The organism is Snodgrassella sp. CS2, assembly GCF_050310315.1.
Lineage (GTDB): Bacteria > Pseudomonadota > Gammaproteobacteria > Burkholderiales > Neisseriaceae > Snodgrassella > Snodgrassella alvi_E.
Genome location: NZ_JBNPBA010000001.1, coordinates 160,308 through 184,582 on the forward strand (window position 1 = coordinate 160,308; position 24,275 = coordinate 184,582).

Below are 24,275 nucleotides of genomic sequence, written 5' to 3' on the forward strand. Positions count from 1 at the left end.
ACTCCCTCATTCTTGATAAGGGCTCCCTGTACCCTAGCTATTCTTACAAGGCATAACTTTCTATCTGTACATTAAATATCTCGCGTCCATTTGCTGATAGAATTAGTATTTTAGAAAGGGATATCATCATCTATATCATCAACTACAGGTGGATTAGGTTGATGTTGCTGCTTAGCAGACTTTTTAGCGTTTTCTGAAGAGGTAACAAGTGTATTATCACTCTCTTTACCGCTTTTGCTATCTGACGTACCGGTATTGCGCCCGCCTAACATCCTCATTTCAGCAGCAATAATGTTATAGGCTGTTCGCTCAACCCCATCTTTAGTACTGTATTTAGAACTTCGTATCTGCCCTTCAATAAAAACCTGATCACCCTTACGCAGATACTGACTGGCAATCTCACCTAACTTACCAAACATCGTAATGTTGTGCCATTCGGTACGAGTCTGCTTTTGCCCGTTTTTATCTTTCCATTGTTCATCAGTAGCAAGAGAAAAATTAGTTACAGCATCTCCTGTACCCGTACGTCGTGTTTCAGGTACTTGGCCCAAACGGCCAATCAAAATGACCTTATTGACTGACATAAAATCTCCTTTCCGTTAATTTATCTTGGTGGGGCAGGTGGTTAGGCACTCACTGCCGTTGTGCAATTGCTAGAATGTAGTTCCCAAAAACAAGCTAGCAAATAAAGGTAAAAATAGATAAGGTCTACCTCTGTTAAGATTCAGGCTCTAAAACAACTTTAATTTTATATTTATCTAATTCAGTTAATTCATTATTGATCCAAGCTAATTGGCGTTGAATCTGCTCGACTTGCTCCTGTATCTCAGATAAGTTATCAACAGAAACTGAAAAAGCTATTTTTTCCATGATTTTTACTCCTTGTGAAAACCAAACAATAAAGCCAGCTAAATAGCTGGCTTTTTAAACTTAGACGTATCGCCCGTCTTTCCGAGCTGTCACTCTTTTAGCCACTCAGTATGTGGTTTCTGCTAGAATGTAGTTTCCTAAAAACAAGCTAGCAAATAGAGGTACTTATCATGAGTAATGATAAAAATAAAATGGCTTATGACCATGCCCTTAAATCTCCAGCTCCATCATCTGTTAAAGGACATGTGCCAAAATCTCCAGCTCCAGTGCCAACAAACACCTCCCAAAATGGAGGTACAAACAAAAAGTAAAGGAATATAAATGCTCAACCCAGAACAGAACCGACCAAACTTAGAACTTGAAGTAGCTTATTCTTTGTGCTTTGAAAAATTAATGTATAAATTTTTCGGTAGGATCGATAAGTTAATTTCATTTTTCCTGATACTATCAAGCATGACAGCAATTGGAAGTATAGGAGGTTTAGTTAACGGTACTTTTTCTGGCATATTTTTAGCAGTTATAACTGCAATCCAAATCATTTATACTCCTAGTGCAAAAACACAGGCTGCAAAAGATAACTACTGCCTATACTGTAAGTTGTATAAAAAGATGGGCAGCATGAGTGATGAAGAGATTGCAAATCATTTGGCGGATTCAACTAAATATGATACAGATGAAATTGGTTTACTTTCCCATCCGGCACGTTTGTCTGCCTTGGCAATGATGGGTATGACCCCAGACAGACATTATCCTGAAGAGCGAAAACTAACATTATCTGAATATCTTGCAGCCTTATTTGCTGGAGAATTACCTGAATATCATTTGAGCACGTAAAATCAGAGTCAAATAATAATATTAAAACTAAGCCAAATAATGCAGCCAGCTCTTTAGCTGGCTTTTTAAATTCAAAAATTGTATCAATCTAAAAAATCCGATTAAGGATCTATTAGACCTTTAAACACTTTTTAAAGACCATGTGGCAACAACTTTGCCACAAATACGTATTTTGTCCGTATACTCTTTTGCCACAATTTCGGGGGTGTAGCATGCGTGGTTGTCACTTATTACTCTGATGTCGCCGTTTATTAGGCGCTGTAGGCGCTTAACTTTCAAAGCGTTGTTGCGTCCAAAAAAGACGTAAACGCCTTCATTTTGGTAACTGTTTATTGATGTATCAATAAACAATACGTCACTATCTGAGAATGTCGGGGCCATCGCATCGCCCACGACCGTAATAAGCGCTATGTGTTCTATGTTATATCCCAAATGTTGGAATGCCCATTTTTTAGAGATGTCTACAAGACGCACGTCCGATCTATAAGCATCATTAAAATCCTTGCCTAAGATAGCTTTAATATCTAATAACTGAAACTGAATAAAATTTGATTTATCATCAGGCATTTCCTTATATCGTTGCTGAAGTTGATAACTCAAATCACTATTTAGGTGTTGTACTGCTGTTAACGGAATTAATTCTTCAGGCTTGACAGCCTGATCAAGCCATCCTCTTTCCAAATTTAACGCAGCCTCAATCCGTCGAGCATCCTGCGATGTCATACTTTTCACATCATCATATTCTGTAATACTAATCCAGTGCTCAATTGTGTTAACGTGTAAGCTTGCTAAATCAGCTAATTTTTCAATACCATATTTTGTGCATAAAATATGTAATCGTGCTGCACGCGTTTCTTCAATTGTCTTCATTAAATATAAATCCTAAAAATGTGTGAGTGCTGGGCAGTATAATTTTAATGAAATTCTAGTTGTTAATAATTTCCTAATTTTCCTGTTGCGAATATTAATAAAAAAAATTAACGTCTTTTAAATATTAAAAAACTGTAGCCCACTCTAAAAAATGGGCTGCGATTTTTGAACATATTTAATAATAAACTATATCTATATATAGATAGATATAGATACAAGCTATGTAAGTTGGTATTAGAAGTCGTTCTCCTTTCATATAAATTCTTTGGATTTTTAGACTTGTCTGTCTGTAAGCCTTACCGGCTTACCGGTTTTGTTCTGGCCGCCCGCTAAGGCTTAACGGCTTGCCAGCAAGCTCCTTAACTTGCCTCGGGCTTTTATATTCCGCTGCCCTGAGCCGGTGCGGTGAATTTTTTTTTTACTTCGATGGATGTATATTATCTAATAGATAATATAAAAGCAATAAAAAAGAATATAAAAGATAATAAAAAATATTATCTTACTGTATCTAAAAAATTTATTTTTAGCTTATTTAGGGATTTATGTTGTTTATGAAAAGAAAAATGTTGCGATAGATAGACAAAATAAAACCGCCTAAAGGCGGTTAGTAAGAAATACGCAATATTTAAGTCCGTTTTAGGACAGTTGTTGTTTATGTTTTTTAAATTTTAGTGGTACAACGTGAAGCAATATTGCTCTTACTCTAAAGTGAAAATATCATTTTGAATCAGCAATTTTTTCAAATCACAAAACAAATTAGTTTGGTATGCTTATTCATCAATTACATTTTTCAACTTTGCTACAGAATTCCACTTTATTTCACTACAGTAGGCTATAAAATCAATAGTTTTCTAATCTAGAACAGACCACCAAAAAACTCGTCCTATAACATTGATATTTTCAATATTTACCTCTTCTTCGCCATACTCCAATGAATTAAAGCTCTGAATTAATAACTTATTGCCTGGTCGTTTTTTCAAAATCTTCACACGAAGTAACCCATCATGATTTATTGCATAAATCTTGCCATCTTTTATGGATTTATCTCCTTTATTAATTCCAATAGTTGTGCCATCAGGCATCACTGGCTCCATGCTATCGCCATCCGCAGTGACACACACAACACATTCAGGGTTTATACCGTGCTTTTTTAATGTAGAACTGGCAAATCTTAGCCTATACCCATTGTAATCTTCAATATCCTCAGAAAACCCATTACCTGCTGATAGACATATTTCTTTGTAAAACGGAACTTCCACTTCATCTTCCCCCACAGGTGTCGAATTATTCCATGGTTCCATGGTTCCTAAATATACAGCATTAGGCATGTTTTTTTTCTGGTGTTCTTGGCTCATCCAACCCTTCGGTTTATTCATCGCTTCTTCAAGTTTGGATGCCATTATGGAACCTATATTTTTGGCTTTTCCATTTTGGACAGGTGTGCGGTTAATTATTTGATACAAATAACTCGGCTGTTTATATCCGGCTTTTTTTGCTAGTTCTGTTACGCCCCCAGCTTCTTTAATTAATAAATTCAAGTTTTCAAGTCTAATTTCGGATGTGAGTTTCATATTATTTAGTAAATTATCAATTAGATAATAATTTACTTAAAAGATTAAAAATGCACAATTGCGTTTAGATAATAAATTAGATAAAATAAAATTATCTAATAGGGAATATTTTTAAAAAAAGGTAACTAAATGGATTTAAAATCCTATCTGGAATCTGAGCCAAGGGGGGAAGCCAAGCGATTAGCAGATGCAATTAAAGACCACCCTTCTAATATCTCATTATGGAAATCAGGAAAAAAACCGGTTCCACCTTATAAATGTTCTCTGATTCAAATAGTGACTAATGGTGCGGTAACAAGGCAAGAACTAAGACCCTTAGATTATGAGAAACATTGGCCAGAATTAGGGAGTTACTAATGACTGATAAAGCAATTCAAAAATTTAGATTCTTGAATAGTGAGAACTGACAACCAGATGCTATATGAGGCTAGGCACACGGATTTATGACCCGAAGCAAGATGTTTAGGTCAATTGGCCAATACTCTGAACGATAAAGATAAAAATACAGATAAACACTATGTGCGTTACTACACGAAATAAAAGTTATTCAAGCGTTTTATTCCATTCAGTGACTACTGACTCTACCCTAGATGGATAGAGGTTAATCACATGGTGACAAAGAATACATTGCACTTAACTTTGCTATTGACCAATTCTTTTTACATTTAAGCGCAGTAACTAGATAAGTTTCCCTTATTTCACCGCCTGCCAAACGCGGTTACCTGTGCTCATAGAGCAGTGCACCAGCCCAGAACAGGTCTGGGGGTTTGGCGACTAATGGTGTACTGCTCTATGAGCTGAAAGAAACAGAATGCAACAGCTACCTAAATTATTAAGAGCCAAACGCCAATGGCTTATCTGGAAATATCACAAGGTTGATGGTAGTAAACCCCGCAAGATACCTTACTACGTTTCCGGACGTCGTCGTAGAGGGCGTCAAGGTTGTCAGGCCGATATCAATCAGCTGGCTAGCTTTGAGGAAGCTGTTGCTTCGTGCGAGCGGCATAAAGCTGCGGGTATCGGTTTTGCACTGACGCCTAACTGTGACATCGTTGCCTTAGATTTTGACAATTGTGTTGATGCCGATGGCGGTATTAACCCTAAAGTCGAAGAACTGGTCTCCGGAACATATGCGGAATTTTCTCCTAGTAAAAAGGGCGTACGTGCTTTTTTTCAAGGGAATATAGGCAACGCTAAAGATCTTACCGGCGATTTCGGTTTTGAAGTGTTTTCCACTTCAGGCTTTGTAACGGTGACGCAAGACGTGTTGCCCTTATGTGCCCTTATAGGCTCCGATGCACAAATAGCGCCGGTCAGCAAGGATGTTATTGAGTATTGCGATATTCGTTTTAAGCAACGTCGAACAGAGCAATCCGACGAACCTTTGATGGCGGTTGAACCTGTTGTTGGCTTAAGCGAGAACCAGCTTGAAGAGATTTTACAGGCGCTTGACCCTAGTATGCCGTATCCGGAATGGATCAATGTCGGTATGGCCCTGCATCATGAAACTGAGGCGGAAGGATTCCACCTGTGGGATGAGTGGTCAAGCCAAGCAGATAATTATCCGGGCAGTGAGGAATTGTTGCATCACTGGACAAGTTTCGGCAACAACAAAGGCGCCCCTGTAACGGCCAGATTGCTTTTAAAACTGGCTAAAGAATCAGGTGTACATGTTGACCCTGACATAGCGTCAGCCAGTGAATTTGAGTGTATCAAGGAAGAGGATGACAGCGCCGATGCTCGATTCGCTGTTGTTGACGCTGAAAACTTTGCAGACTGCAGCCCGACGCCATGGTTAATTAAAGGCGTTTTGCCTAAAGCGGATTTGGGGGTTGTATTTGGTGAATCTGGCTCCGGTAAATCCTTTTTTGTATCGGATATGGCCTTATCCCTCGCACGCGGCAAAAGCTGGCGGGGTCACAAAGTTAGGCCTAGCAGGGTTGTTTATTTAGCAGCCGAAGGCAGTAGCGGATTTCGTAAACGCCTGAAGGCTTACGAGCTGCATCATAAGATAAGTCTCGCTGGTGTCCCTTTTGGGGTAATCCCTGTTGCCCCTAACTTTCTCATGAAAGTGGATGCGCTGGATGTGGCAAAGGCCATTATAGCTTGGGGTGGTGCGGATTTAGTGGTTATCGATACGTTTGCGCAGGTAACGCCAGGCGCGAATGAAAACGCGGGCGAAGATGTAGGTAAAGCTTTAGCCCATTTTCGTGGGCTTAATCGTGCCTTAGGTGCGATGGTGCTGCTTGTTCACCATAGTGGCAAAGACACAAGTAAGGGTGCTCGCGGCTGGTCTGGGTTACGTGCCGCTGCAGATATGGAGCTTGAGGTAATTAGGACCGAGTCAGGACGGGTTACCCGCGTTACCAAACAGAAAGACGGTGACGATCATGGAGAGTTTGGTTTTGAGCTAGAGGTTGTACCTTTGGGGCTGGATGAGGATGCAGACATTATCACATCCTGTGTTGTTGTTGAGGCCGGCATTCCTGCCGATCTTAATGGCACTGCTAAAGCGAATAAGGGCGCCAGTACTGGGAAATGGACAAGCACCGTTATTTCCGTTGTTAACGAATTTGGTCTGGCTCAATCTGCGGGTATCGAAGTCGAAGCGGTGATCGCGGAGTGTTTGGCGCGCACAGAGGCGCCTGCGGGTAAGCGAGATACGCGCAAGCAACACATACGACGCGCTTTAAAAGCTTTATGTACGGGGGATGACGCCCCTTACTTTGAAGAGAATGGCTGTTTGGAAATTCTATAAAGCCTTGTTGATGCGAATGGCAGTGGGCATTCCCGGTTTGTAGCAATAAAGGTTATAGGGCTATGGCTTATTGTGTATGACGGTGGCAGAGCTACGGTATGCAGAAAGCTGAGTTGATTTGGTAGGACACAAATGACAGTGGGAATTCCCGATTTGTGGCGCTCACATGACAGCGCAGAGGCGAGGTGTGAGTAGGTTGCACCACTTAAAGGGGTGCGTGGTGCAGTAAGTGGTGCAGTAAGTTGTAAATCGTAAAACGTGCGGGGTGGTGGTGCACGAGTGGTGCAGATAAAAGGCCTATAAATCATTTATTTGATAGCGTTGCACCATTTGAAGTGGTGCATGGTGCATTAAGTGGTGCAGTTTTTCCGGCAAATCGTGATTTTGCACCAGCAACTGCACCACCTGCCCCCTCTCCCCCTATAGGGGGAGGGGTTGAGTGGTGCATGGTGCAAACGATGCCCTGCGGTTTGGAAATTCGATTTACCCCTGGTTGGTGATTCGCCAAGCAGCCGAATGAGCGAAAACACCCTAGTTGATGTGATTTTAACCGCGGGCAGGAGATACACTGGATGGTTAGTAAAAGCGAAATAGACACAGCGGAAAACGTCATAAAAACGTACGAACGCGCAATGCGAGATATCGTCAAACAAGGGCATTGCTTAAGCGTTGAATGGCGCTACAAAAACGATAGCGAGAATGCTAAAAAGCCAAAAGTTTATGCTATGCGTTTTCAGCCTGAGGTGTTTGACATGGTTAAAGACGTACTGCGTAGCATGTCTGAAAAAGAGCGCAAAGCGTTTGCTATCCTGCGTACACAATACGGGTACACAAGCCCGTATTTTAAGCGCCCGCCACGGTCAGCACTGCAGCGAAATCAGCGCATACGAAACAACAGCACGTCATGGTGCAGAGAGGTTGAAATGGCGTTGTGTGTGTTTTGGGAATATATGCAGAAACAGGACAAATTTAGGCATTTCTTTGGCTAAGGTCTTGCTCTTCAACACATAAACAGTTACTATGTAATTTACAGTATAGGTATGCTTCCCTTGTAAAAGCACCGGTCATTGCCTTTTCTTTAGTTGGCGGTTAAGTCGCGTCTAAAGAAAAGGCATTAATATTTTTGAAACAGGTTGGTTGTTGGGATGCCTAACCCCTTAAGGCAAAGTACGTTAGGGTGCTTAGCAACTTGACCTTACAATACACAAGACTTAATCAACTAAGTTGTGCAATACAGTATTAAATGAACGTTAGCCCATGCATGCGCATGGGCTTTTTTAATGGAGTTCGCTATGACGGATAGAGGCAACTCCGCCATGGGCGGATTGACTGAAAAGCAAAAGAGATTCGTACAGGAGTATCCGAAAGATTTAAACGCTACACAGGCCGCCATTAGGGCAGGGTATAGCGAGCGAACGGCTAGTGCGGTAGGTTACGAAAACCTCAGAAAACCTCAAATTGAAAAAGCGCTAGCCGAGGCGATGCAGCAACGATGCGAGCGTACAAAAATTGATGCTGATTATGTATTAAAGCGCCTAGTTGAAATTGACCAAATGGATATCGCAGATATTCTCGCAGCGGACGGATCTTTATTGCCTGTCACCTCATGGCCGAAGGTGTGGAGAACTACGCTAAGCGGTATGGATGTGCAGACTTTAGGCAGCAGGGCAGATCTGAACATTCTTAAAAAGGTCAAATGGCCTGATAAAGTTAAAAACCTTGAGCTGTTAGGTAAGCACGTAACGGTACAGGCATTTAACGAAAAATCGTCTGTCTCAGGAGAGATAACGATTGAGACACGACCGATTAGCGCTATTTTTGAGCAAGCTGATGATTAGCAAGCATTTTGCACCTTTTGCCAAGCCTGCGCGCTACAAGGTGGCTTACGGCGGCCGCGGCTCCAGTAAGTCGTGGACGTTTGCCGAAATGGCTATTGAAGTAGCAAGGCGGACTAAAACCACCATTCCTTGTGTTCGTGAGCTGCAGCTTTCTATTGCAGATTCAGTTCATAAACTGCTCTCTAACACCATATCCCGATTGGGTTATGATGATGAGTTTGACGTTCTGAAATCAACCATTATCCACCGCGGTACAGGTACGAATTTTATTTTCTTCGGGATTAAGAATGACCCCGGCAAGATTAAATCACTAGAAGGGGCTGGTGTCTGTTGGGTTGAGGAGGCTGAAAGCATCACTAAGGAGATGTGGGATACATTAATACCGACCATTAGGACGCCCGGAAGTGAAATATGGGTTTCCTATAACCCTAAAAATATGCTGGATGATACACATCAGCGCTTTGTTATTCATCCGCCATCAAATGCAATAGTTATTAAGGCCAACTATTACGACAACCCCTATTTCCCTGCAGTTCTTGAGGGTGAAATGCTGGCGTGTAAGGAGCGGGATTATGAACTGTATCGGCACATATGGTTAGGTGAGCCGGTAGCGGATAGCGAGATGGCGATTATCAAGCCTGCATGGATTGAGGCAGCCACTGACGCCCATACCCGTCTTGGCATCCCCGTTACTGGGCAACGCATATTAGGCTTTGATGTTGCTGACGAGGGGGAAGACGCTAACGCGACAATCGGACGTCACGGTTCCATTGTGTTTAGTATGGACGAATGGCGCGGGCAAGACGTTATCTATTCTGCGGATAAAGTCTATCAGGATGCGTTGGAAGCCAATATTGACAAGGTTGTATTTGACAGTATTGGGGTAGGTGCTGGCGTCAAAGCGCAATTCAGCCGTAAGAAAGGGCGTATTCAGACGGTAGGGTTTAATGCCGGTGGCAAGGTTTACAAGCCGGATACGCTTTATTTACCTGCAAAAAAGAACAAAGACATGTTTGCCAACATCAAGGCGCAAGCGTGGTGGGCTGTTAGAGATAGATTTTATAAAACATGGCGAGCAGTCGAAAAAGGCGATAAATACCCCGTTGACGAGCTTATTAGCCTAGATGGGGGGATTAAGGATATTGAATACCTCAAAGCCGAGCTAAGCCGCCCTCAGGTCGATTACGACGGCAACGGACGGGTAAAGGTGGAAAGCAAAAAGGATATGAAAAAACGTGGCATTCCCTCGCCTAACAGAGCAGACGCCCTGATTATGGCCTTTGCTCCGGTATCAAGCGGGTTGAATATCAATCCTAACATCTTGAATGGATTATGATGAAATTCTGGAAGCGTAACAAAATCAAAGCGCGCGAGCTGGAGGCTTTGGAAGAGGCAAACCGGCTCAAAAAGGCTGAAATTGATGCCGCATGCCGGCGCAATCAATTAAGTGACCGGATGATGACGCTGATCTATGAAATGCAGGCTAAAAGCGGCGTTCATCCTACCGGCTATCAGCTGGCAGATATCCCTGCAGGTGTTGTGCCGGCTGGAAGGCGGCCTGCTATAGCACAGGACAGCAACTTAATATCGAGTGTCTATGACCCGAACATGCCGCATTTCTATCCAAGCTTTATCGGCTACCCAGCTTTGGCCAATATGTCACAATCGACCGATTATCGCTGTGTTTATGAGGCTACGGCACAGGAGATGACCAGAACATGGGGTGAGGTTAAGGTGGCTAACGATGGCGATGATAAGACGTACGACGATAAGCTAAGGCGCATTGAGGCGCGCATGAAAGAGCTAAATATTAGAGACTTGATGCGCCGGCATATTGAGAACGAAATGATTTTCGGGCGTTCCCAGCTGTTTATCAAAATTAAGGGGCATGAAAGCAAGAAGGACATTCCCTTGCTAATGAACAGTGTAGCGCTTGGCAAAGGCTGCCTGAAAGAGCTGGTATTGGTTGAGCCTATATGGACAACACCGAGTTTCTATAACGCCAATGACGCTACTGCTCCGGATTTTTTCAAGCCGTCTAAATGGTTTGTTATGGGGGAAGAGGTGCACAATGACCGGCTATTAACTTTGGTTATGCGGCCTGTGCCGGATATGCTCAAGCCAGCGTATAACTTTGGCGGCATTTCCATGCTGCAGCTGATGCAGCCGTACGTAGAACGTTGGCAGCGAACCGTCGACAGCGTATCCGATTTGATTCACTCATTTTCGTTAACCGGCATTAAGACGGATATGAGTAATACGCTAGCGGGGGGTGAGGATGGCGTTACCCAACTTCTATTGCGGTCAAAGCTGTTTGCGCAATTGCGTGGTAACCAAAATCTAATGCTTTTGGACAAGGACGCAGAGGAGTTCTTTCAGTTCAACACTCCTTTATCTACTTTGGATAATTTGCTGCAAAAGGCACAAGAGCAGATGGCCGCACCGAGTCGCACACCGTTGGTTAAGTTACTGGGCATCACCCCAAGCGGCCTTAATGCCAGTAGTGATGGCGAGATTCAGGTATACCATGAATACATTTCAGGCATGCAGGAGTCCTATTTATTGCCACAGCTAACCGCTGTTTTAAAGCTGATACAACTTGATTTATTTGGCGAAATCGATCCGCAGATTGTATTCACGTTTAATCCGTTGGAACAGTTGAATGACGAGCAGATGGCCAATACCGATAAAGTTAAGGCCGAAAGAGACAGCGCCTTTATTAATGCTGGTGTGCTTTCACAGGAAGAGGTGCGCGCCCGCCTAGCAAAAGATGAGGACGGAGACTACTCGGGCATTGATGCGGAAGATGTGCCGGAGCCGCCAGAATGGGGTTTAAGTAATGGCGATAATCAGAAAGAAGCCGGATACGCTGCAAGCAATCTGGCCTAATACAGGCATCAGAAAAAGCTATAAAAAAGCCATTATTGGTTTGCTGAATGAAATGGAAAAAGACATTCGCGAAACACTGGTAACCGAGTTTCGCCGGCAGGCCGAGCACGAAAAAGCGGATATGGCTATGGATGGCGTAGCTGATTGGGTGGCACATGTTGCAGATTATCTTTCTACCACTTGGTCGAAAAGGTTAAACAATTTAGTGCCAGAAATCGTGGAAGCATTCGTTAGTAAAACCGTTACAAATTATGAAAGCCAATTAAAAGCACAAATGCGTAAAGCGGGCTTTACGGTACGCTTTCAGGTTACTCAGTTTCAGCGTGATGCGTTGCAGGCCGCCGTAGAAAACAATGTGGGGCTGATTAAGTCTATTGGGTCGCAATATCTGGAGAGCGTACAAAGTCAGGTTTGGCAATGTATTACTAATGGATATGACCTTTCCACATTATCAAAAGAGCTGAAAAAACACTATGAAATTTCTGTGCGCAGAGCAGATTTAATTGCCAGAGATCAGGGGGCGAAAGCCCATGCGGCTATTGAGAAAGCCAAACGGCAAGAATTGGGCATTACAAAAGCCATATGGCTGCATTCGCACGCGAGCGGAAAGCCTAGGCCATCTCATCTAAAGGCAAACGGCAAGGTGTTTGACGTGAATAAAGGCATGTATCTGGATGGGGAATGGGTGCAGCCCGGTGAGCTGATTAACTGCAGGTGTGTTAGCCGAAGCATAATCGATGGAGTAACAGATGGCGGATAAAGCAATAGCGATGGACAAGTCCATGCGCTCATTTGATGGGAACGGGCATTTAATCGTAGAGCGAACGATTATTACCAAAGCAGCGGTCAACCCATATTTAGGGCATGAAATTCCAAATTATGAACGTTTAGGGCTGGAACCGGAGCGGATATACCACCTTTTACGGGACAGGGAGGAGCTTAAAAAAGCCCTCCCTTCTTTTAATGGAGTTCAGTTACTGCTGAAGCACACTCCCGTAAGCGCGGAAGAACCGCATAACGAAATCACGGTTGGAACAGTTATCGCGCCTGAAATGGACGGTGACGTGGTGTATGCCAGCTTACGCATTTTTGACAAGGACGCGATTGCACTGATTGAAAGTGAAAAGCTTAACGAGTTGTCGTCCGGATACGCGTATACGGCCGACATGACGGCGGGCGAGTTTAAAGGACAAAAATACGATGGTGTTATGAGACAGATTCACGGCAATCATGTTGCAATGGTTGAGCACGGGCGGATAGGGAAAGACGCCATTATTGCAGACAGTTTACCAACACAAATGGAGTTTTTGATGAAGCTAAAGAACGGAGCACTAAGCCAAATCGCTGATGCGGTTAAAACCTCTCTTGGCATGGATAGTGATATTCCTGCTGAAGCACTGGGGAAAATCACAAAAGCAGTACTAGACAATGCTTTACCGGATGACCCAAAAGGCAAGGATGAGGAGCCGGAAAAAGACGGTAAGGCCGAAGATGAGGAAGAGGTACAAAATTCCACACAAAAAGCGCAGGACGAAGAGGAGGAATCGAAAGACCTGCCTAAAGCCAAAGACGAGGAGTCAGAATCTAAAGAAAAAGACAAGCCGGCTATGGATGCAGACACCATCCGTGCGGAAGTAGCAGCCCAGCTGAATGCGTTGTGGCAGGCACGTAAAGAAGTCGAACCGTTAGTCGGCATGGTTGCCATGGATAGCGCAGAGGCGGTTTATGCATACGCATTGCAGCAGAAAGGAGTCAGTACAAAAGGTGTACACCCGAGCGCTTATAAGTCAATGGTACAAATGCTGCTTGATAACAACGGCAAATCTGCTCTGGCAATGGATGGTTGTTCTTACAGCGAAAGCGACAGTTATACCGATCGTTTCAAATAAAAGGATAGAAAAATGGGTTTCCAAAAAAATTTAAATAATGACTTGCCGGTTGGTGTTGAAGGCGATTTCGCCTCAACCAATCCTTACCACACTTTGTTAGTGGGGGAAGGCGAGGCAAAGGCCGGGGAAAGTGGAGTCCTTATTGGGCGCTTTGCTTGGTTTGACCCCGATACAGGGACGGTCAGCAACGCTAAAACCAGTGCTAAAGCACTTATTGGCTTTGCGCGCCGTGACAACACCGCATTAATTGTTCAGTTTACTGAAGAATCATCTTTAAAGATTCCTAAAGGCTTTGCTGTAACACTCTACGACGGTGGTGATTTTTGGGCACGTTTTGCAGGCGGGGCTCAAATAGGGCAAAAAATTTACGCCAACACTATGGATGGCAGCGTTAATGCAGCAGATTCATTGCCGGCAGCTGTCGACGGGGCAAGCTTTGCAGATACCGGTTTCGTAGTGGCATCAAATGCCGATGCGGGTGCATTAGCTAAAATTACCAAATATTGAGGACGGATATATGGCACAAAGTAGTTCTTTGAATTTTTTCAAGCTTGAAAACAAGGCGGGGGTGGTTTTTGCAACTGGACAAAAACCGGTCGAACTGAATGCACAAGCACGTATGCGCATTGCGCAGGATTCAGCTTTACAGACCGCACCTAATGCCGGTATTCCAGCGTTATTTACAACCTATGTCGACCCGCGCGTGATTCAGGTATTGGTTACTCCCATGAACGCGGCTAAGGTGTTTGACGAGCACAAATTGGGCACATGGGCAGACGATACGGTATCTATTCCAATAGTGGAAAATATTGGGGTTACGTCAACATACGGAGATTTTAACGATAACGCCCTAAGTGATGCCAACGTTAACTATCCGTTTCGTCAAACATACCATTACCAAACCATTATTCGTATTGGTGAACGGGAATTGGCTAAAGCAGGTCAGGCGCGATTGGATTGGGCGACGCAGAAACAAACATCGGCAGCATTGGCATTGAATAAATTTCAAAACAAAAGCTATCTGTTTGGTATAAAAGGCCTACAAAATTATGGCATGCTGAACGACCCTAATTTACTGCCCTCTATGGCGGGCAAGGTGTGGGATAAGCTGGACGCACAAGGCATTTATGATTCTGTCCGAACACTATTCAGCCTCTTAGTTAAGCAAACAGGGGGTTTGATTGACACTGACGAAACCATGACATTAGCTTTGTCACCGAACATGAATGCCTCCCTTACCGCCACCAACATGTACGGTTTAAACGCAAGTGATTTGATTAAAAAGAACTTTCCAAATATGAAAATCGTCACTATCCCGGAATACCAGAGTAAAGCGGGTGAGGTTGTTCAGATGATTGTTAATGAGTACGAAGGCTTTCCTACCGCCGAACTGGGTTTTACAGAAAAGATGCGGGTGCATCCTTTGATTCAGCAACAATCCGGTTACGAGCAAAAACGCTCTCAGGGCACAGTCGGCGCCATCATTTACCGGCCTATATTTATCGCCTCTATGCTGGCATCTTGATTAACTGACATCTCAACAACCGCCCAATCGGGCGGCTTTTTTATTTCGGAGAGATTTATGGCTGATAAAGTAATAATTGGTTGCAAAATACCCAACGGTTTAATCCTGCAGGTAGGAGAACAATGCGTCAATATTAAGGGGGCAAACAGCTCCCGTTTGGTTTTTGGGTACGGCGTTACCTCTGATGTGTCTTTGGATTTCTGGGAGGCTTGGCTGGCAGAAAATAAGGATCGTGACTTGGTCAAGAACGGCCTGATTTTCGCAAATAAAGATGTGAAGTCAACCAAAGACAACTTAAAGGACGGGCAGAACAATCCGTCAGGCCTTGAGCCTTTAGACCCTGATCAATCGGGCGAAGTCACAAGGGCAGATAAATAGCATGGGGGGGATATGAGCGATGTAGTCAGATTTGATGTACAGAAATTCAGATTACTGTATCCCTCTATTACCGTGTCCGATGTGCAGCTGCACTCTTTTTTTACCGAGGCCTGCATTCTGTGCAATAACACCGAAAAAAGTGTGATTAAAAGTACAGAAGAGCGCGAGTTGCTTTTGTTTTTGCTGGTGGCGCATATCGCCACCTTGCAAATGCGGCTTGAAAGCGGGAACGAGGCAGTAGGACGTATAGCAGGTGCATCTGAAGGCAGCGTATCTGTGTCGCTCGATTATGGACAATCAGCGGCATCAGAAAAATGGTATCTGCAGACCCAGTATGGTGCGCGCTACTGGGCATTGACAAGGCAGTATCGCTCTTTCCTCTATATTGCAGGGCGGATGCCTATGCCAGTCAGGAGGTAGTGTGAAAAAAACAGGTAGCTTATCTAAAGCTTTAAAAACATACGCGGAAGACAGCCAAAAGCTGCGGGTAGGCATATTCGAAACAGCCACCTATGCCGGAGCAGAAGATGAACGACTACACGTTGCACAGGTCGCATTCTGGAACGAATACGGCGTAGAAATTGAGGTGCCAGAACGGCAGATTACCATCTATCGCCTGATTAACCAAAAGAGCGGCGAATTTAAGCGTAATGGCCGTTTTGTCAGAAAAGCAGTATCTAATTTTGCCACCACACACACTTCTCCCGCCCATAAGATCAACATCCCGCCGCGCCCTTTTTTTCGCAGTACAGTCAGCGAAAATAAAGACAAATGGGTTGCCAGTCTGCCTGAGCTTGTTGAAAAGCAGGGCATCAATAAAGGCCTTAGTTTACTGGGCGAGGTGGTTAAGGGTGATTTGGTGGAGTCAATTATGACATGGACGACCCCACCGAATGCGATATCTACTATTAAGCTTAAAGGTAGAGACGCCCCTTTACGGGATACTATGCAGATGTCGCGTTCAATCGGTGTAGAGGTAAGCAGATATGATGAATCTTAGGGCAATGGCTAACGGTGTCATCACCGGCGTTAATCCCGACCAAAAAGCGGTTTTGAGGGTCAATACAGGTAATGCAGTAGATGAGGCAGGGCGAATCATACCCGCTTTTACGGAGGAGCCTATTTCAATCCAACTGCAGAGCATTTCCACGGCAGACCTTGAACACCTCAACCTGATTAACCAGCAAGGGCAGTTTATATACGCTTATGCCTCCGGACAGCTGGCAGCCATCCGGCGCGCACAAGGTAAAGGGGCTGAACGCGTTATTTTTACCGCTTATGGAGAAGAAGAGGCATCGGAATGGATGGTTAAACAGGTTGTTGAATCATATTACACATGGTGCAAGGTACTGCTATGGCGACAGTAACGCATGCACAGATTTTCCGAGAAGTCCGGGCTTATCTGCTCGGGCTTTTTTCATGCCCGCCAGAATCAGTCGTTCAGGGCTATCAGAACGATGCTCCTTTGCCCAAACAGGCGGTCGTGATGTCTATTCTGTTCGAACATGCTTTTGACTTTCCTGCGAGCTATTACGAGCCGGAAAAAGACAAAGCAACCGTTCAACAGTCAGTAGAAGTAACGATGCAAATAGATTTTTACGGCAATCAGGCAGGAGACAGAGCCCGAAAGTTGAGCAACTTATGGAAAAACCAGTACACAACCGCTCGTCTTACGTCCTGCCAGCCGCTGTACTGTAAAGACCCCATGCAGATGACTTTTATTAATGAGCAGTCCCGTTATGAAGAGCGCTGGACAGTCGAGTTGGCACTTCAATACAACCCCGAATTCGAGCATGAATTAATTTATTTGGATATGCCGGTAATTACCTTATCCAAACCAAAGGAATGATTATGTTATCTTCTATCCCTGCAAGTAATATCGTAACCGTTAACCCTGCAGTAATCGGCAGTGGCGGCTCCGCGCTGAGTTTGAACACCGTAGTGCTAAGCGATATCAGCCTGTATCCCGTCAGCCAATATGCTAGCGCTGCTGACGTGGGTAACGCTTTCGGGTACAGCAGCAGTCTGTACAAGTTTGCGCAATGCTATTTTGATGGCTACATCGGCTCAACGATTAAGCCCGCAAGCCTGTTTATCGCACGGTATAACAGAACTGATATCAGAGCCCGCCTTATAGGCGCCAGTGTTAAATCCCTTCAGTTAGATGACCTGCGAGCCATTAACGGAAGCATCACCTTAACCGTTGACGGTGTGATCACTAACGCAAACATTGATTTATCCAACGCAAACAGCTTCAGCGATGCGGCCGTTAAAATTTCCGCATCGCTGAAGACGGAAGTTAATTTTGATACACAACTACAGGCTTTCGTCATCCAATCCTCCATTAGCGGTCGAGGCGCGTCTATTTCGTTTGCTGCCGGTACAGCGGCGGAGGCACTGAGACTAACGGAAAGTACAGGGGCTATTGCGGATAACGCCACTCTGGCCGACAGCCCTGATTCAGTTATGGAGCGCATTACCGGCTATACGTTAAATTTCGCTGTTATCACCACTGTAGGCGACGGGTTTGACATAGAAGCGCAAAAGGCTTTGGCCATGTGGAATAGCAAACAGAACAACCGTTACTGGTATGTCTATTACGCGCAAGAGCCCACCGCCCTCATTGCCAATAACACTAATTGCTTTGGCACTTGGTTGAAAGAAAATGCTATTTCCGGAACAACGGCAATCTACGGCACGCTGGAGCAAGCAGGGCTGGCCTGTGGTTATGCTGCCTCTATCAATTTCAGAGAGATGAATGGGCGCGCCACTATGGAATTCAAGCGGCAAAGCGGGATTGCTGCAACGGTTACATCATTGCAAGACGCAAATGCATTAGAAAGTAATGGCTATGCCTATTACGGGGCTTGGGCGACAGCAAATGAACGCTTTATCTTCTTCCGAAATACCATCGTTAGCGGTGATTTTGCATGGGTAGATAACTACCTGAATCAGGTGTACTTCAACTCCCAACTGCAACTGGCATTTATTAACATGCTTATCAGTTATAAGGCCGTACCTTATAACGACCACGGTAGAGCCATTCACCGCGCCGCAGCACAAGACCCTATTAACGAAATGCTGAATTTTGGCGGCATCCAATGTGGAGTCAATTTATCTGAAGCACAAAAATCACAAATTAACTATGAGGCAGGCTTTGATGCAGCACGCCAGATTGAAACCAGCGGATATTGTCTGCTGATTCAGCAGGCGACAGCGCAAGTTCGCGGCCAGCGCGGTTCCCTGCCTTTAAAACTCTGGTACACCGACGGTGGCAGCGTCCATACGGTGAATCTGGCATCGATCAACGTTCAATAATCAAATTAGGGAACTTCTCCAAAAACACCCCAAAACCCCGTGCAAACTGTACGGGTTTTTATTTATTGGATAGGAATTAAATATGGAATATTTAAACGTTAATTTTCTTGGTTCTGAAATTGTGGTTATTGATTGTGATGGAGAGCCTTATGTAGCGATGCGTACTGTGGTTGATGGTATGGGATTAGCGTGGCAACCACAGCACAGAAAGCTAACATCTGATCAAAGGTGGGGTGTCATCAAAATGATGATGCCCACTAATGGCGACGCCCAAGAAGTCTGCTGCATTCCTTTACGAAAATTGTTTGGCTGGCTGATGTCTATTAGCGCTAATAAAGTTGCGGCAGATAAAAAGCAAACCATCATCCGCTATCAACAGGAATGCGACGATGTATTGTGGCAGTACTGGACCACCGGCATTGTCAATCGTGAAAAAATTTTGCAGGAAATGGAGCTGTTAAAAAAGCAGCAGGCTGAATCTGAGGCGCGGGGCAGCGCAGCGGGGAAGGCGCTATACCAGCGCAAATTAGAAAAGCGCCAACTGGAAATGCAATTGGCCACAATCAATCAGCTCGACCTTTTTCAAAAAACAGCTTAACTGAAAGGGATTAAATTATGCCAATGGGACATAACCCACTAACCATCACCGCGGCCAACTCGGTGTTAATGCTGCGCTGTACCGGTGTATACGACAATTTTATAAATATTAAAGGCTTTCAGGCAGATAACGCCTGGGGGTTTGGGGAAGCCAATATTGCTGAGACTCGCATGGGTGTGGATGGCCAACAGTCACAGGGATATACGCCACATGAAGTGGAATGGACACTGCATCTGGAAGCAAACAGCCCCTCAATTGAGCACATGGAAAATATCCGCAAGGATTTCAATGCCAATATGGAAACTCGCCCAATTGATATAGTCGTTGAGATTCCATCTATCAAAATACGTTACAGCGCGACTGGAGCCATGACAAAACTCACTGGCGGCGCTGCAGGGCAAAAGCTTCTTGCTGGTAGTCAGTATACCTTCAGATTGGTGTTGAACGGCGCGGAGGAGATTAACTGATGGCACGTAAAACCAAAGACATAACCATTGAGTCAGGTCGTGACGCGGGTAAATCATTTCGAATAACAGAAATGCCTATTCTTCAAGCCGATAAATGGGCGCAGCGCGCCATATTTGCCATTGCCAGAGCAGGTGTAGATACCTGCTCAATTAATATGAATGGCGGCATGCTGGAAATGGCCAGACTGGCATTAGATGTTGTGGGTAAGATTGACCCTGAAGTAGGTGGGGATTTGCTCGACGAACTACTGAGTTGTGTACAGATTATTCCTACGGGTGGTGTCCCACGCAGCCTTGTCATGGATAGCGATATCGAAGATATCAAAACATTGTTTGTACTGCGCAAAGAGGTGCTGGCCCTACATATTGATTTTTTAAAGAACGGCAATTCCCCAGATATGAGCTAATGGCGGGGTTGCCCTTTCAGGATGGTGTGCTGGCTCAGACAGTCAACGTATCTTATTTGGCCAGTCAGGTAATGACTACTGGGCTGGCCTCTTACGTAGAACTGGACAGCGTACTAGGGCTTGAGGATGTACTGAATATCCTTGAGGTTTTTCAGGTTTCTGAACATAACAAAATGTTGGTAAATAAGTATGGCAACGAATATAGTTGAGCAGATGCTGATTGAGCTGGGTATAGACACTTCCAAATACCTAGCAGAAGCAGAAAAAACAACCAAAAAAAATCAGGAGCTTGAGAAATCCCTTGCTAACACTGAAAAGGCGTCGAAACAGGCCGGTAAATCTAACGAGGATCTGGCTAAAAAATACCATAACTCCATCACGCCAATTGCTAAAATGGGTCAGGAGATTGCCAAGGTAACAAAAGAACTTACCGGATTTTTTGCAATTATCATCGGCTCAACCGGCCTGTTCAAGCTGGCTAATGATGCAGCACGTGCCAATATGGAAGTATCTAAGCTCTCCGGACAATTGGGCATGAATACCCGTGGCATAACCGATTGGCAAAACGCTGCCGGTGCTTTCGGCGGCAGTGCCGAAGGTATGACAGCATCGCTCAGTAACATTAAACAGTCCATGAACGGGCTTGTTATGTTTGGTGACGCCAGCATGCTGCCTTACTTTAACGCACTGGGCGTTAATGTAGTAGATAATGCCGGTAAGATTCGTCAGTTAGATGATGTCATGCTGGACTTGGCCGACGCGTTCCAGAAAATGCCACGAGACCAAGCCTATACAATAGGCAAAAAAATGGGGTTTGATGATGGCACCATTAATGCTTTGGTTTCAGGCCGGAAAGAGCTACAGGAAATCTTAAACGTTCAGAAGCAGATGTATCATTCTGACCAAAAAGCCATCGCGCAAAGTAAGGAGCTTACCAAACAGCAAGCCATTTTAAGGGCCCACTGGCAAAGCATGAAGCAGCTTATTGGCGACGCGCTAACCCCAATTCTGATTGCACTAATTAGGGTCGTAAACGGCTTTTTTGAGCTTTTACAAAAGCATCAGAAAGTAATAAAAGGTGTCTTTCAAGTTGCCGCTATCATCATCGGCATGCTGCTGATTCCTACGCTATTAAGCGCTACACGCGTCCTGCTTGGATTTATAGCCCCGTTCACACCGCTATTAAGGGTTATCGGGGCTTTAGGTGCGGCTATTAGCCCTTTAATCGCACTGGTTACCGCCTTGGCTGCTGCCTTTGTTCTGTTGTACGACGATTACAAGACTTGGGCAAATGGAGGCAAATCCCTTTTTGACTGGACGTCTTTTGCAGCAGGCATCAAAGATAGCAAGATGTCTGTAGATACGTTACGCGAGGCCTTTGGCAATCTAGTCAGTGCTGTTAAAAACAATACTATACCGACCCTAAAAGGCTACGCTGAGATACTAGGCAAATTGGTTAGGGGGGATTTTAGCGGTGCAGCTAAGCAGGCTAAGCAGATGATTGACACCTACTCGGATATCGCTACGGGAATTGTGGCGGATGCTATGGGCGAGAAAAAACAGGACGTAGCAGGATTTATCGGGGAAAGTGTCTATAAGTTGACACATGGGGGTAAGGACTACCATGAGTATAACGGGACTGCTAAACCTGCAGAACAAAATACGGTAACAGCTAGTAATTCTAGGCAGGTATTTAAAAATAAGAACTTTACTAAAGAAAAAGCAGAATCAATCGCCCGTGTCGCCAAAAACATAGGCGTAGACCCTAACGACCTAGCTGCTGTTATTTCTTTTGAAACAGGCGGAACATTCAATCCCAATATTCGCAATCCAAAATCTTCAGCTACGGGCTTAATTCAATTTATGGCCGGCTCCGGAGGTAAAAAAGGACTTTACTATGGTATGACGCGAGACCAATTCGGAGGCCTATCTTTTGATGAGCAAATGAAGTACGTCGAACGATATTTCAGGGAGCGCGGCTTTGATAGAAAGAAGAAGCGTGATGTTGCTGATACGTATACTGCAGTTACAGGCTACGGCTACAGGAAAGGATCTAAGGCTTATGAATTAAATAGCAAGTGGGATTCGAACGGGGACGGTTATATTGATAAAGGTGAAGCTGTTTTAAATCCATATTTTCGAGCACATCAGCATCAATACTATGACAAGATCGCCCGTAGCGCCCAAAAAGCTCAGGATATGTCAAAAGCGGAGTTTCAATTTCGGAACGGAAGCGAGGGTATAAAAAACGATAACCGTAAGCATGTTAGTGTTAATATACAGAAAATAGAAGTTAAAACATCTTCCAGTAGTGTAAGTGGCAACACCGTTGCAGCTGTTAAAGAAGCAAACAACTATATGTTTAATCAACTCGGGACTTCAATGACATGAAAAAAATCTTATTAATTGCTCTGCTGCTACCTTCTCTGGCAATGGCGACAAATTTTAAACAGGTTGTATCAGGTAAGAAGCTTACTTATGTTGGTGCAACTTGTGCTGGTGTGTCTTTTTCGCAAGACGGCTTAATTGCTAATATGTACGATGAACAGGTATCTAATTGTGCGCTAAACATACCGTTCCTGTTGCGCGTTAAGTGGCTTAATGAAAATACAGCTATGCTGGTAGAGAAAGTTCAGCAAAATAAAAGCGCTCCTCCCCGTGTTTTTGTAATGCAGTTTCAATCACAGAACGGAAATAAAATCACGGTTAAAGATGTATGGGTAGGTTGGGGGAATCACCCAGACCAGATTCAAAAATATACGATAAAGTAACGCGTTAATTTGGGATATTAATAAAATCATGAAAAATTTATTGTAAAGAGTAGCTTTTATTTGGTGTAAAGGATGAAAGGGTATGGGGTGGAGATATCGCAAAACAATCAAGATTGCTCCATGGTTAAAAATTAACATAAGCAAAACAGGGATTACTAGCGCAACGATAGGTAAGCGTGGGTCCAGTATAAATATTGGTAGAAAAGGTGTTTATACAAATTTAGGCATTCCCGGAACAGGCTTATCCTATCGTAAAAAAATAAAGTTGAAAGAGACTGGGGATATGAGAGCTAGCAAGATAAACCAACTGGAAAAACTTGAAAAGCTGTACCTAAACGGAAACCTTTCTGTTTCTGAGTATCAGAGACTGCGAGCAGATATTTTAGGATATGAATATCCTAACAAAGAGATTCAGAAAAAAGGCTGTTTATCCTCTTTATGGACGCTAATAAAATGGATATTCTTTATTTGCTTTTTACTGATTGGTTACTCTATTTACCACGAAAGTAAATCCCCTAAGAAAGAGACAACAGATGCACCGATTAATCTACCTCCTCCTAATACCATTCAGGAAGAAGTAATTGAACGGCACCCTAGAAAAGATAGTGACTTGAAAGATTTAGATGAGCATAAAGGCAAAGGCGAAGTGAAATCTCTTGATAATTTGTTTTAGAATATGATTTTGTAACAGATTCAAGCCAGCTAACTAGCTGGCTTTTTATAACGGTATTGCTAGGTGCTGTTAAAGTAAATATAATATATTTACAAACAGTAGACGGAGTGAACGTGATCGATGGATTTGAATGGAATAATGACAAAGCCACGTTGAATCTAAAAAAGCACGGTGTTTCTTTTGAGGAAGCCCTTACCGTATTTTGGGATGAGCACGGTTTAATCATTTCCGACCCTGAGCACTCCGAGAATGAAGACCGCTTTGTACTATTAGGAATGAGCGAAAACCTACGCGTTCTTGTGGTAATACATTGTGAGCGCGGTGAAAGTATACGTCTGATTTCAGCGAGAGTTGCTACCAAACACGAGCGCAAACAGTATGAGGAATCCCTATGAAGAAAGAGTATGATTTTAGTAACGCCAAGCCTAATCCTTATGCTAGCCAATTAAAAAAGACAATTACTATTCGAATAGATGAAGAAAGTATCAGCTATTTTAAAGAGCTGGCTGAGGAAACAGGATTACCCTACCAATCGTTGATTAACTTATTTTTAAAGGATTGCGCTGCCAATAAGCGTAAGCCTGATATTAAGTGGAATAAATAGATATTACACTTTTAC

33 protein-coding genes are annotated in these 24,275 nt (G+C 43.9%); 27 read left to right on the forward strand and 6 right to left on the reverse strand.

Annotated elements, in window-relative coordinates; genetic code table 11:
• Window positions 1–110: 110 nt before the first annotated feature.
• Window positions 111–584, reverse strand: a complete 474-nt coding sequence (locus ACQP6D_RS00770) for a single-stranded DNA-binding protein (protein ID WP_427857202.1) — start codon at window positions 582–584, stop codon at window positions 111–113.
• A gap of 133 nt (window positions 585–717) precedes the next feature.
• On the reverse strand, window positions 718–870 hold the full coding sequence (locus ACQP6D_RS00775; RefSeq protein WP_427857203.1) for a hypothetical protein: 153 nt from the start codon (window positions 868–870) through the stop codon (window positions 718–720).
• A gap of 170 nt (window positions 871–1,040) precedes the next feature.
• Between ACQP6D_RS00775 and ACQP6D_RS00780 the strand changes: the two genes are divergently transcribed.
• Together ACQP6D_RS00780 and ACQP6D_RS00785 are read left to right on the forward strand one after the other, a co-directional pair.
• A complete protein-coding gene (locus ACQP6D_RS00780) occupies window positions 1,041–1,181 on the forward strand; it encodes a hypothetical protein (RefSeq protein ID WP_367422512.1) in 141 nt (46 codons plus the stop codon).
• Window positions 1,182–1,191: 10 nt separating this feature from the next.
• Window positions 1,192–1,704 (forward strand): hypothetical protein, encoded by a 513-nt coding sequence (locus ACQP6D_RS00785; RefSeq protein ID WP_427857204.1) that lies wholly within the window; start codon window positions 1,192–1,194, stop codon window positions 1,702–1,704.
• A 120-nt stretch (window positions 1,705–1,824) separates the two neighbouring features.
• On the opposite strand, the gene ACQP6D_RS00790 is transcribed toward ACQP6D_RS00785, so the two are convergent.
• Window positions 1,825–2,574 carry a S24 family peptidase gene (locus ACQP6D_RS00790; protein ID WP_427857205.1) on the reverse strand — a complete coding sequence of 250 codons (750 nt, stop codon included), beginning with the start codon at window positions 2,572–2,574 and terminating at the stop codon, window positions 1,825–1,827.
• 851 nt (window positions 2,575–3,425) lie between these two features.
• Complete coding sequence (locus tag ACQP6D_RS00795) at window positions 3,426–4,145, reverse strand: S24 family peptidase (RefSeq protein WP_370470130.1); 720 nt, start codon at window positions 4,143–4,145, stop codon at window positions 3,426–3,428.
• Between the two features lie 129 nt (window positions 4,146–4,274).
• Here ACQP6D_RS00795 and ACQP6D_RS00800 point away from each other — a divergent pair, with 129 nt between their 5' ends.
• Complete coding sequence (locus tag ACQP6D_RS00800) at window positions 4,275–4,502, forward strand: transcriptional regulator (protein WP_427857206.1); 228 nt, start codon at window positions 4,275–4,277, stop codon at window positions 4,500–4,502.
• Between the two features lie 475 nt (window positions 4,503–4,977).
• Here the strand turns inward: ACQP6D_RS00800 and ACQP6D_RS00805 are convergent, their stop codons facing one another.
• Window positions 4,978–5,151 carry a hypothetical protein gene (locus ACQP6D_RS00805; RefSeq protein WP_427857476.1) on the reverse strand — a complete coding sequence of 58 codons (174 nt, stop codon included), beginning with the start codon at window positions 5,149–5,151 and terminating at the stop codon, window positions 4,978–4,980.
• Between the two features lie 381 nt (window positions 5,152–5,532).
• On the opposite strand from ACQP6D_RS00805, the gene ACQP6D_RS00810 reads away from it, so the two are divergent.
• A complete protein-coding gene (locus tag ACQP6D_RS00810) occupies window positions 5,533–6,903 on the forward strand; it encodes an AAA family ATPase (protein ID WP_427857460.1) in 1,371 nt (456 codons plus the stop codon).
• Between the two features lie 304 nt (window positions 6,904–7,207).
• Here the strand turns inward: ACQP6D_RS00810 and ACQP6D_RS00815 are convergent, their stop codons facing one another.
• On the reverse strand, window positions 7,208–7,351 hold the full coding sequence (locus ACQP6D_RS00815; protein WP_427857207.1) for a hypothetical protein: 144 nt from the start codon (window positions 7,349–7,351) through the stop codon (window positions 7,208–7,210).
• 184 nt (window positions 7,352–7,535) lie between these two features.
• Here ACQP6D_RS00815 and ACQP6D_RS00820 point away from each other — a divergent pair, with 184 nt between their 5' ends.
• The 23 genes from ACQP6D_RS00820 (at window position 7,536) to ACQP6D_RS00930 (ending at window position 24,260) form a co-directional block, all read left to right on the forward strand.
• A complete protein-coding gene (locus ACQP6D_RS00820; RefSeq protein WP_427857208.1) occupies window positions 7,536–7,892 on the forward strand; it encodes a hypothetical protein in 357 nt (118 codons plus the stop codon).
• Between the two features lie 327 nt (window positions 7,893–8,219).
• Complete coding sequence (locus ACQP6D_RS00825; protein ID WP_427857209.1) at window positions 8,220–8,741, forward strand: terminase small subunit; 522 nt, start codon at window positions 8,220–8,222, stop codon at window positions 8,739–8,741.
• On the forward strand, window positions 8,734–10,077 hold the full coding sequence (locus ACQP6D_RS00830; RefSeq protein ID WP_100152581.1) for a PBSX family phage terminase large subunit: 1,344 nt from the start codon (window positions 8,734–8,736) through the stop codon (window positions 10,075–10,077). The genes ACQP6D_RS00825 and ACQP6D_RS00830 overlap by 8 nt, the downstream gene beginning before the upstream one ends.
• Window positions 10,074–11,630 (forward strand): DUF1073 domain-containing protein, encoded by a 1,557-nt coding sequence (locus tag ACQP6D_RS00835; RefSeq protein WP_427857210.1) that lies wholly within the window; start codon window positions 10,074–10,076, stop codon window positions 11,628–11,630. Before ACQP6D_RS00830 ends, ACQP6D_RS00835 begins: the two co-directional genes overlap by 4 nt.
• Entirely contained in the window at window positions 11,581–12,390 is an 810-nt protein-coding gene (locus ACQP6D_RS00840) for a phage minor head protein (protein WP_427857211.1), read from the forward strand. The genes ACQP6D_RS00835 and ACQP6D_RS00840 overlap by 50 nt, the downstream gene beginning before the upstream one ends.
• Window positions 12,380–13,519: a DUF2213 domain-containing protein gene (locus tag ACQP6D_RS00845; RefSeq protein WP_427857212.1), complete on the forward strand. Its 1,140-nt coding sequence runs from the start codon at window positions 12,380–12,382 to the stop codon at window positions 13,517–13,519. The genes ACQP6D_RS00840 and ACQP6D_RS00845 overlap by 11 nt, the downstream gene beginning before the upstream one ends.
• A 12-nt stretch (window positions 13,520–13,531) precedes the next feature.
• Window positions 13,532–14,026, forward strand: coding sequence for a structural cement protein Gp24 (locus ACQP6D_RS00850; protein ID WP_427857213.1), 495 nt, complete (start codon window positions 13,532–13,534; stop codon window positions 14,024–14,026).
• Between the two features lie 10 nt (window positions 14,027–14,036).
• The gene (locus ACQP6D_RS00855; RefSeq protein ID WP_427857214.1) at window positions 14,037–15,044 is read left to right on the forward strand and encodes a DUF2184 domain-containing protein; all 1,008 of its coding nucleotides are present in this window, start codon (window positions 14,037–14,039) and stop codon (window positions 15,042–15,044) included.
• A gap of 57 nt (window positions 15,045–15,101) precedes the next feature.
• Window positions 15,102–15,422, forward strand: a complete 321-nt coding sequence (locus tag ACQP6D_RS00860; RefSeq protein WP_100140667.1) for a hypothetical protein — start codon at window positions 15,102–15,104, stop codon at window positions 15,420–15,422.
• Window positions 15,423–15,434: 12 nt separating this feature from the next.
• Window positions 15,435–15,842 carry a DUF4054 domain-containing protein gene (locus tag ACQP6D_RS00865; RefSeq protein WP_100140668.1) on the forward strand — a complete coding sequence of 136 codons (408 nt, stop codon included), beginning with the start codon at window positions 15,435–15,437 and terminating at the stop codon, window positions 15,840–15,842.
• A gap of 1 nt (window position 15,843) precedes the next feature.
• On the forward strand, window positions 15,844–16,422 hold the full coding sequence (locus ACQP6D_RS00870) for a hypothetical protein (protein ID WP_427857215.1): 579 nt from the start codon (window positions 15,844–15,846) through the stop codon (window positions 16,420–16,422).
• Window positions 16,409–16,789: a hypothetical protein gene (locus tag ACQP6D_RS00875; RefSeq protein ID WP_427857216.1), complete on the forward strand. Its 381-nt coding sequence runs from the start codon at window positions 16,409–16,411 to the stop codon at window positions 16,787–16,789. The genes ACQP6D_RS00870 and ACQP6D_RS00875 overlap by 14 nt, the downstream gene beginning before the upstream one ends.
• On the forward strand, window positions 16,777–17,271 hold the full coding sequence (locus ACQP6D_RS00880) for a phage neck terminator protein (RefSeq protein ID WP_367422454.1): 495 nt from the start codon (window positions 16,777–16,779) through the stop codon (window positions 17,269–17,271). Before ACQP6D_RS00875 ends, ACQP6D_RS00880 begins: the two co-directional genes overlap by 13 nt.
• Before the next feature lie 2 nt (window positions 17,272–17,273).
• Window positions 17,274–18,740 (forward strand): DUF3383 domain-containing protein, encoded by a 1,467-nt coding sequence (locus tag ACQP6D_RS00885; protein WP_427857217.1) that lies wholly within the window; start codon window positions 17,274–17,276, stop codon window positions 18,738–18,740.
• Window positions 18,741–18,822: 82 nt separating this feature from the next.
• On the forward strand, window positions 18,823–19,338 hold the full coding sequence (locus ACQP6D_RS00890) for a phage antirepressor N-terminal domain-containing protein (RefSeq protein ID WP_427857218.1): 516 nt from the start codon (window positions 18,823–18,825) through the stop codon (window positions 19,336–19,338).
• Window positions 19,339–19,355: 17 nt separating this feature from the next.
• Window positions 19,356–19,805: a phage tail fiber protein gene (locus tag ACQP6D_RS00895; RefSeq protein ID WP_100152574.1), complete on the forward strand. Its 450-nt coding sequence runs from the start codon at window positions 19,356–19,358 to the stop codon at window positions 19,803–19,805.
• A complete protein-coding gene (locus ACQP6D_RS00900) occupies window positions 19,805–20,212 on the forward strand; it encodes a hypothetical protein (protein WP_427857219.1) in 408 nt (135 codons plus the stop codon). The genes ACQP6D_RS00895 and ACQP6D_RS00900 overlap by 1 nt, the downstream gene beginning before the upstream one ends.
• Window positions 20,212–20,421: a hypothetical protein gene (locus tag ACQP6D_RS00905; protein WP_267390308.1), complete on the forward strand. Its 210-nt coding sequence runs from the start codon at window positions 20,212–20,214 to the stop codon at window positions 20,419–20,421. Before ACQP6D_RS00900 ends, ACQP6D_RS00905 begins: the two co-directional genes overlap by 1 nt.
• On the forward strand, window positions 20,402–22,603 hold the full coding sequence (locus ACQP6D_RS00910) for a hypothetical protein (protein WP_427857220.1): 2,202 nt from the start codon (window positions 20,402–20,404) through the stop codon (window positions 22,601–22,603). Before ACQP6D_RS00905 ends, ACQP6D_RS00910 begins: the two co-directional genes overlap by 20 nt.
• The gene (locus ACQP6D_RS00915; RefSeq protein ID WP_100140970.1) at window positions 22,600–22,983 is read left to right on the forward strand and encodes a hypothetical protein; all 384 of its coding nucleotides are present in this window, start codon (window positions 22,600–22,602) and stop codon (window positions 22,981–22,983) included. Before ACQP6D_RS00910 ends, ACQP6D_RS00915 begins: the two co-directional genes overlap by 4 nt.
• Window positions 22,984–23,065: 82 nt before the next feature.
• Window positions 23,066–23,656 (forward strand): DUF4236 domain-containing protein, encoded by a 591-nt coding sequence (locus ACQP6D_RS00920; RefSeq protein ID WP_370470117.1) that lies wholly within the window; start codon window positions 23,066–23,068, stop codon window positions 23,654–23,656.
• 113 nt (window positions 23,657–23,769) lie between these two features.
• Window positions 23,770–24,051 (forward strand): BrnT family toxin, encoded by a 282-nt coding sequence (locus tag ACQP6D_RS00925; RefSeq protein ID WP_427857221.1) that lies wholly within the window; start codon window positions 23,770–23,772, stop codon window positions 24,049–24,051.
• Window positions 24,048–24,260, forward strand: a complete 213-nt coding sequence (locus ACQP6D_RS00930; protein ID WP_100137642.1) for a CopG family antitoxin — start codon at window positions 24,048–24,050, stop codon at window positions 24,258–24,260. Before ACQP6D_RS00925 ends, ACQP6D_RS00930 begins: the two co-directional genes overlap by 4 nt.
• Window positions 24,261–24,275: the final 15 nt, after the last annotated feature.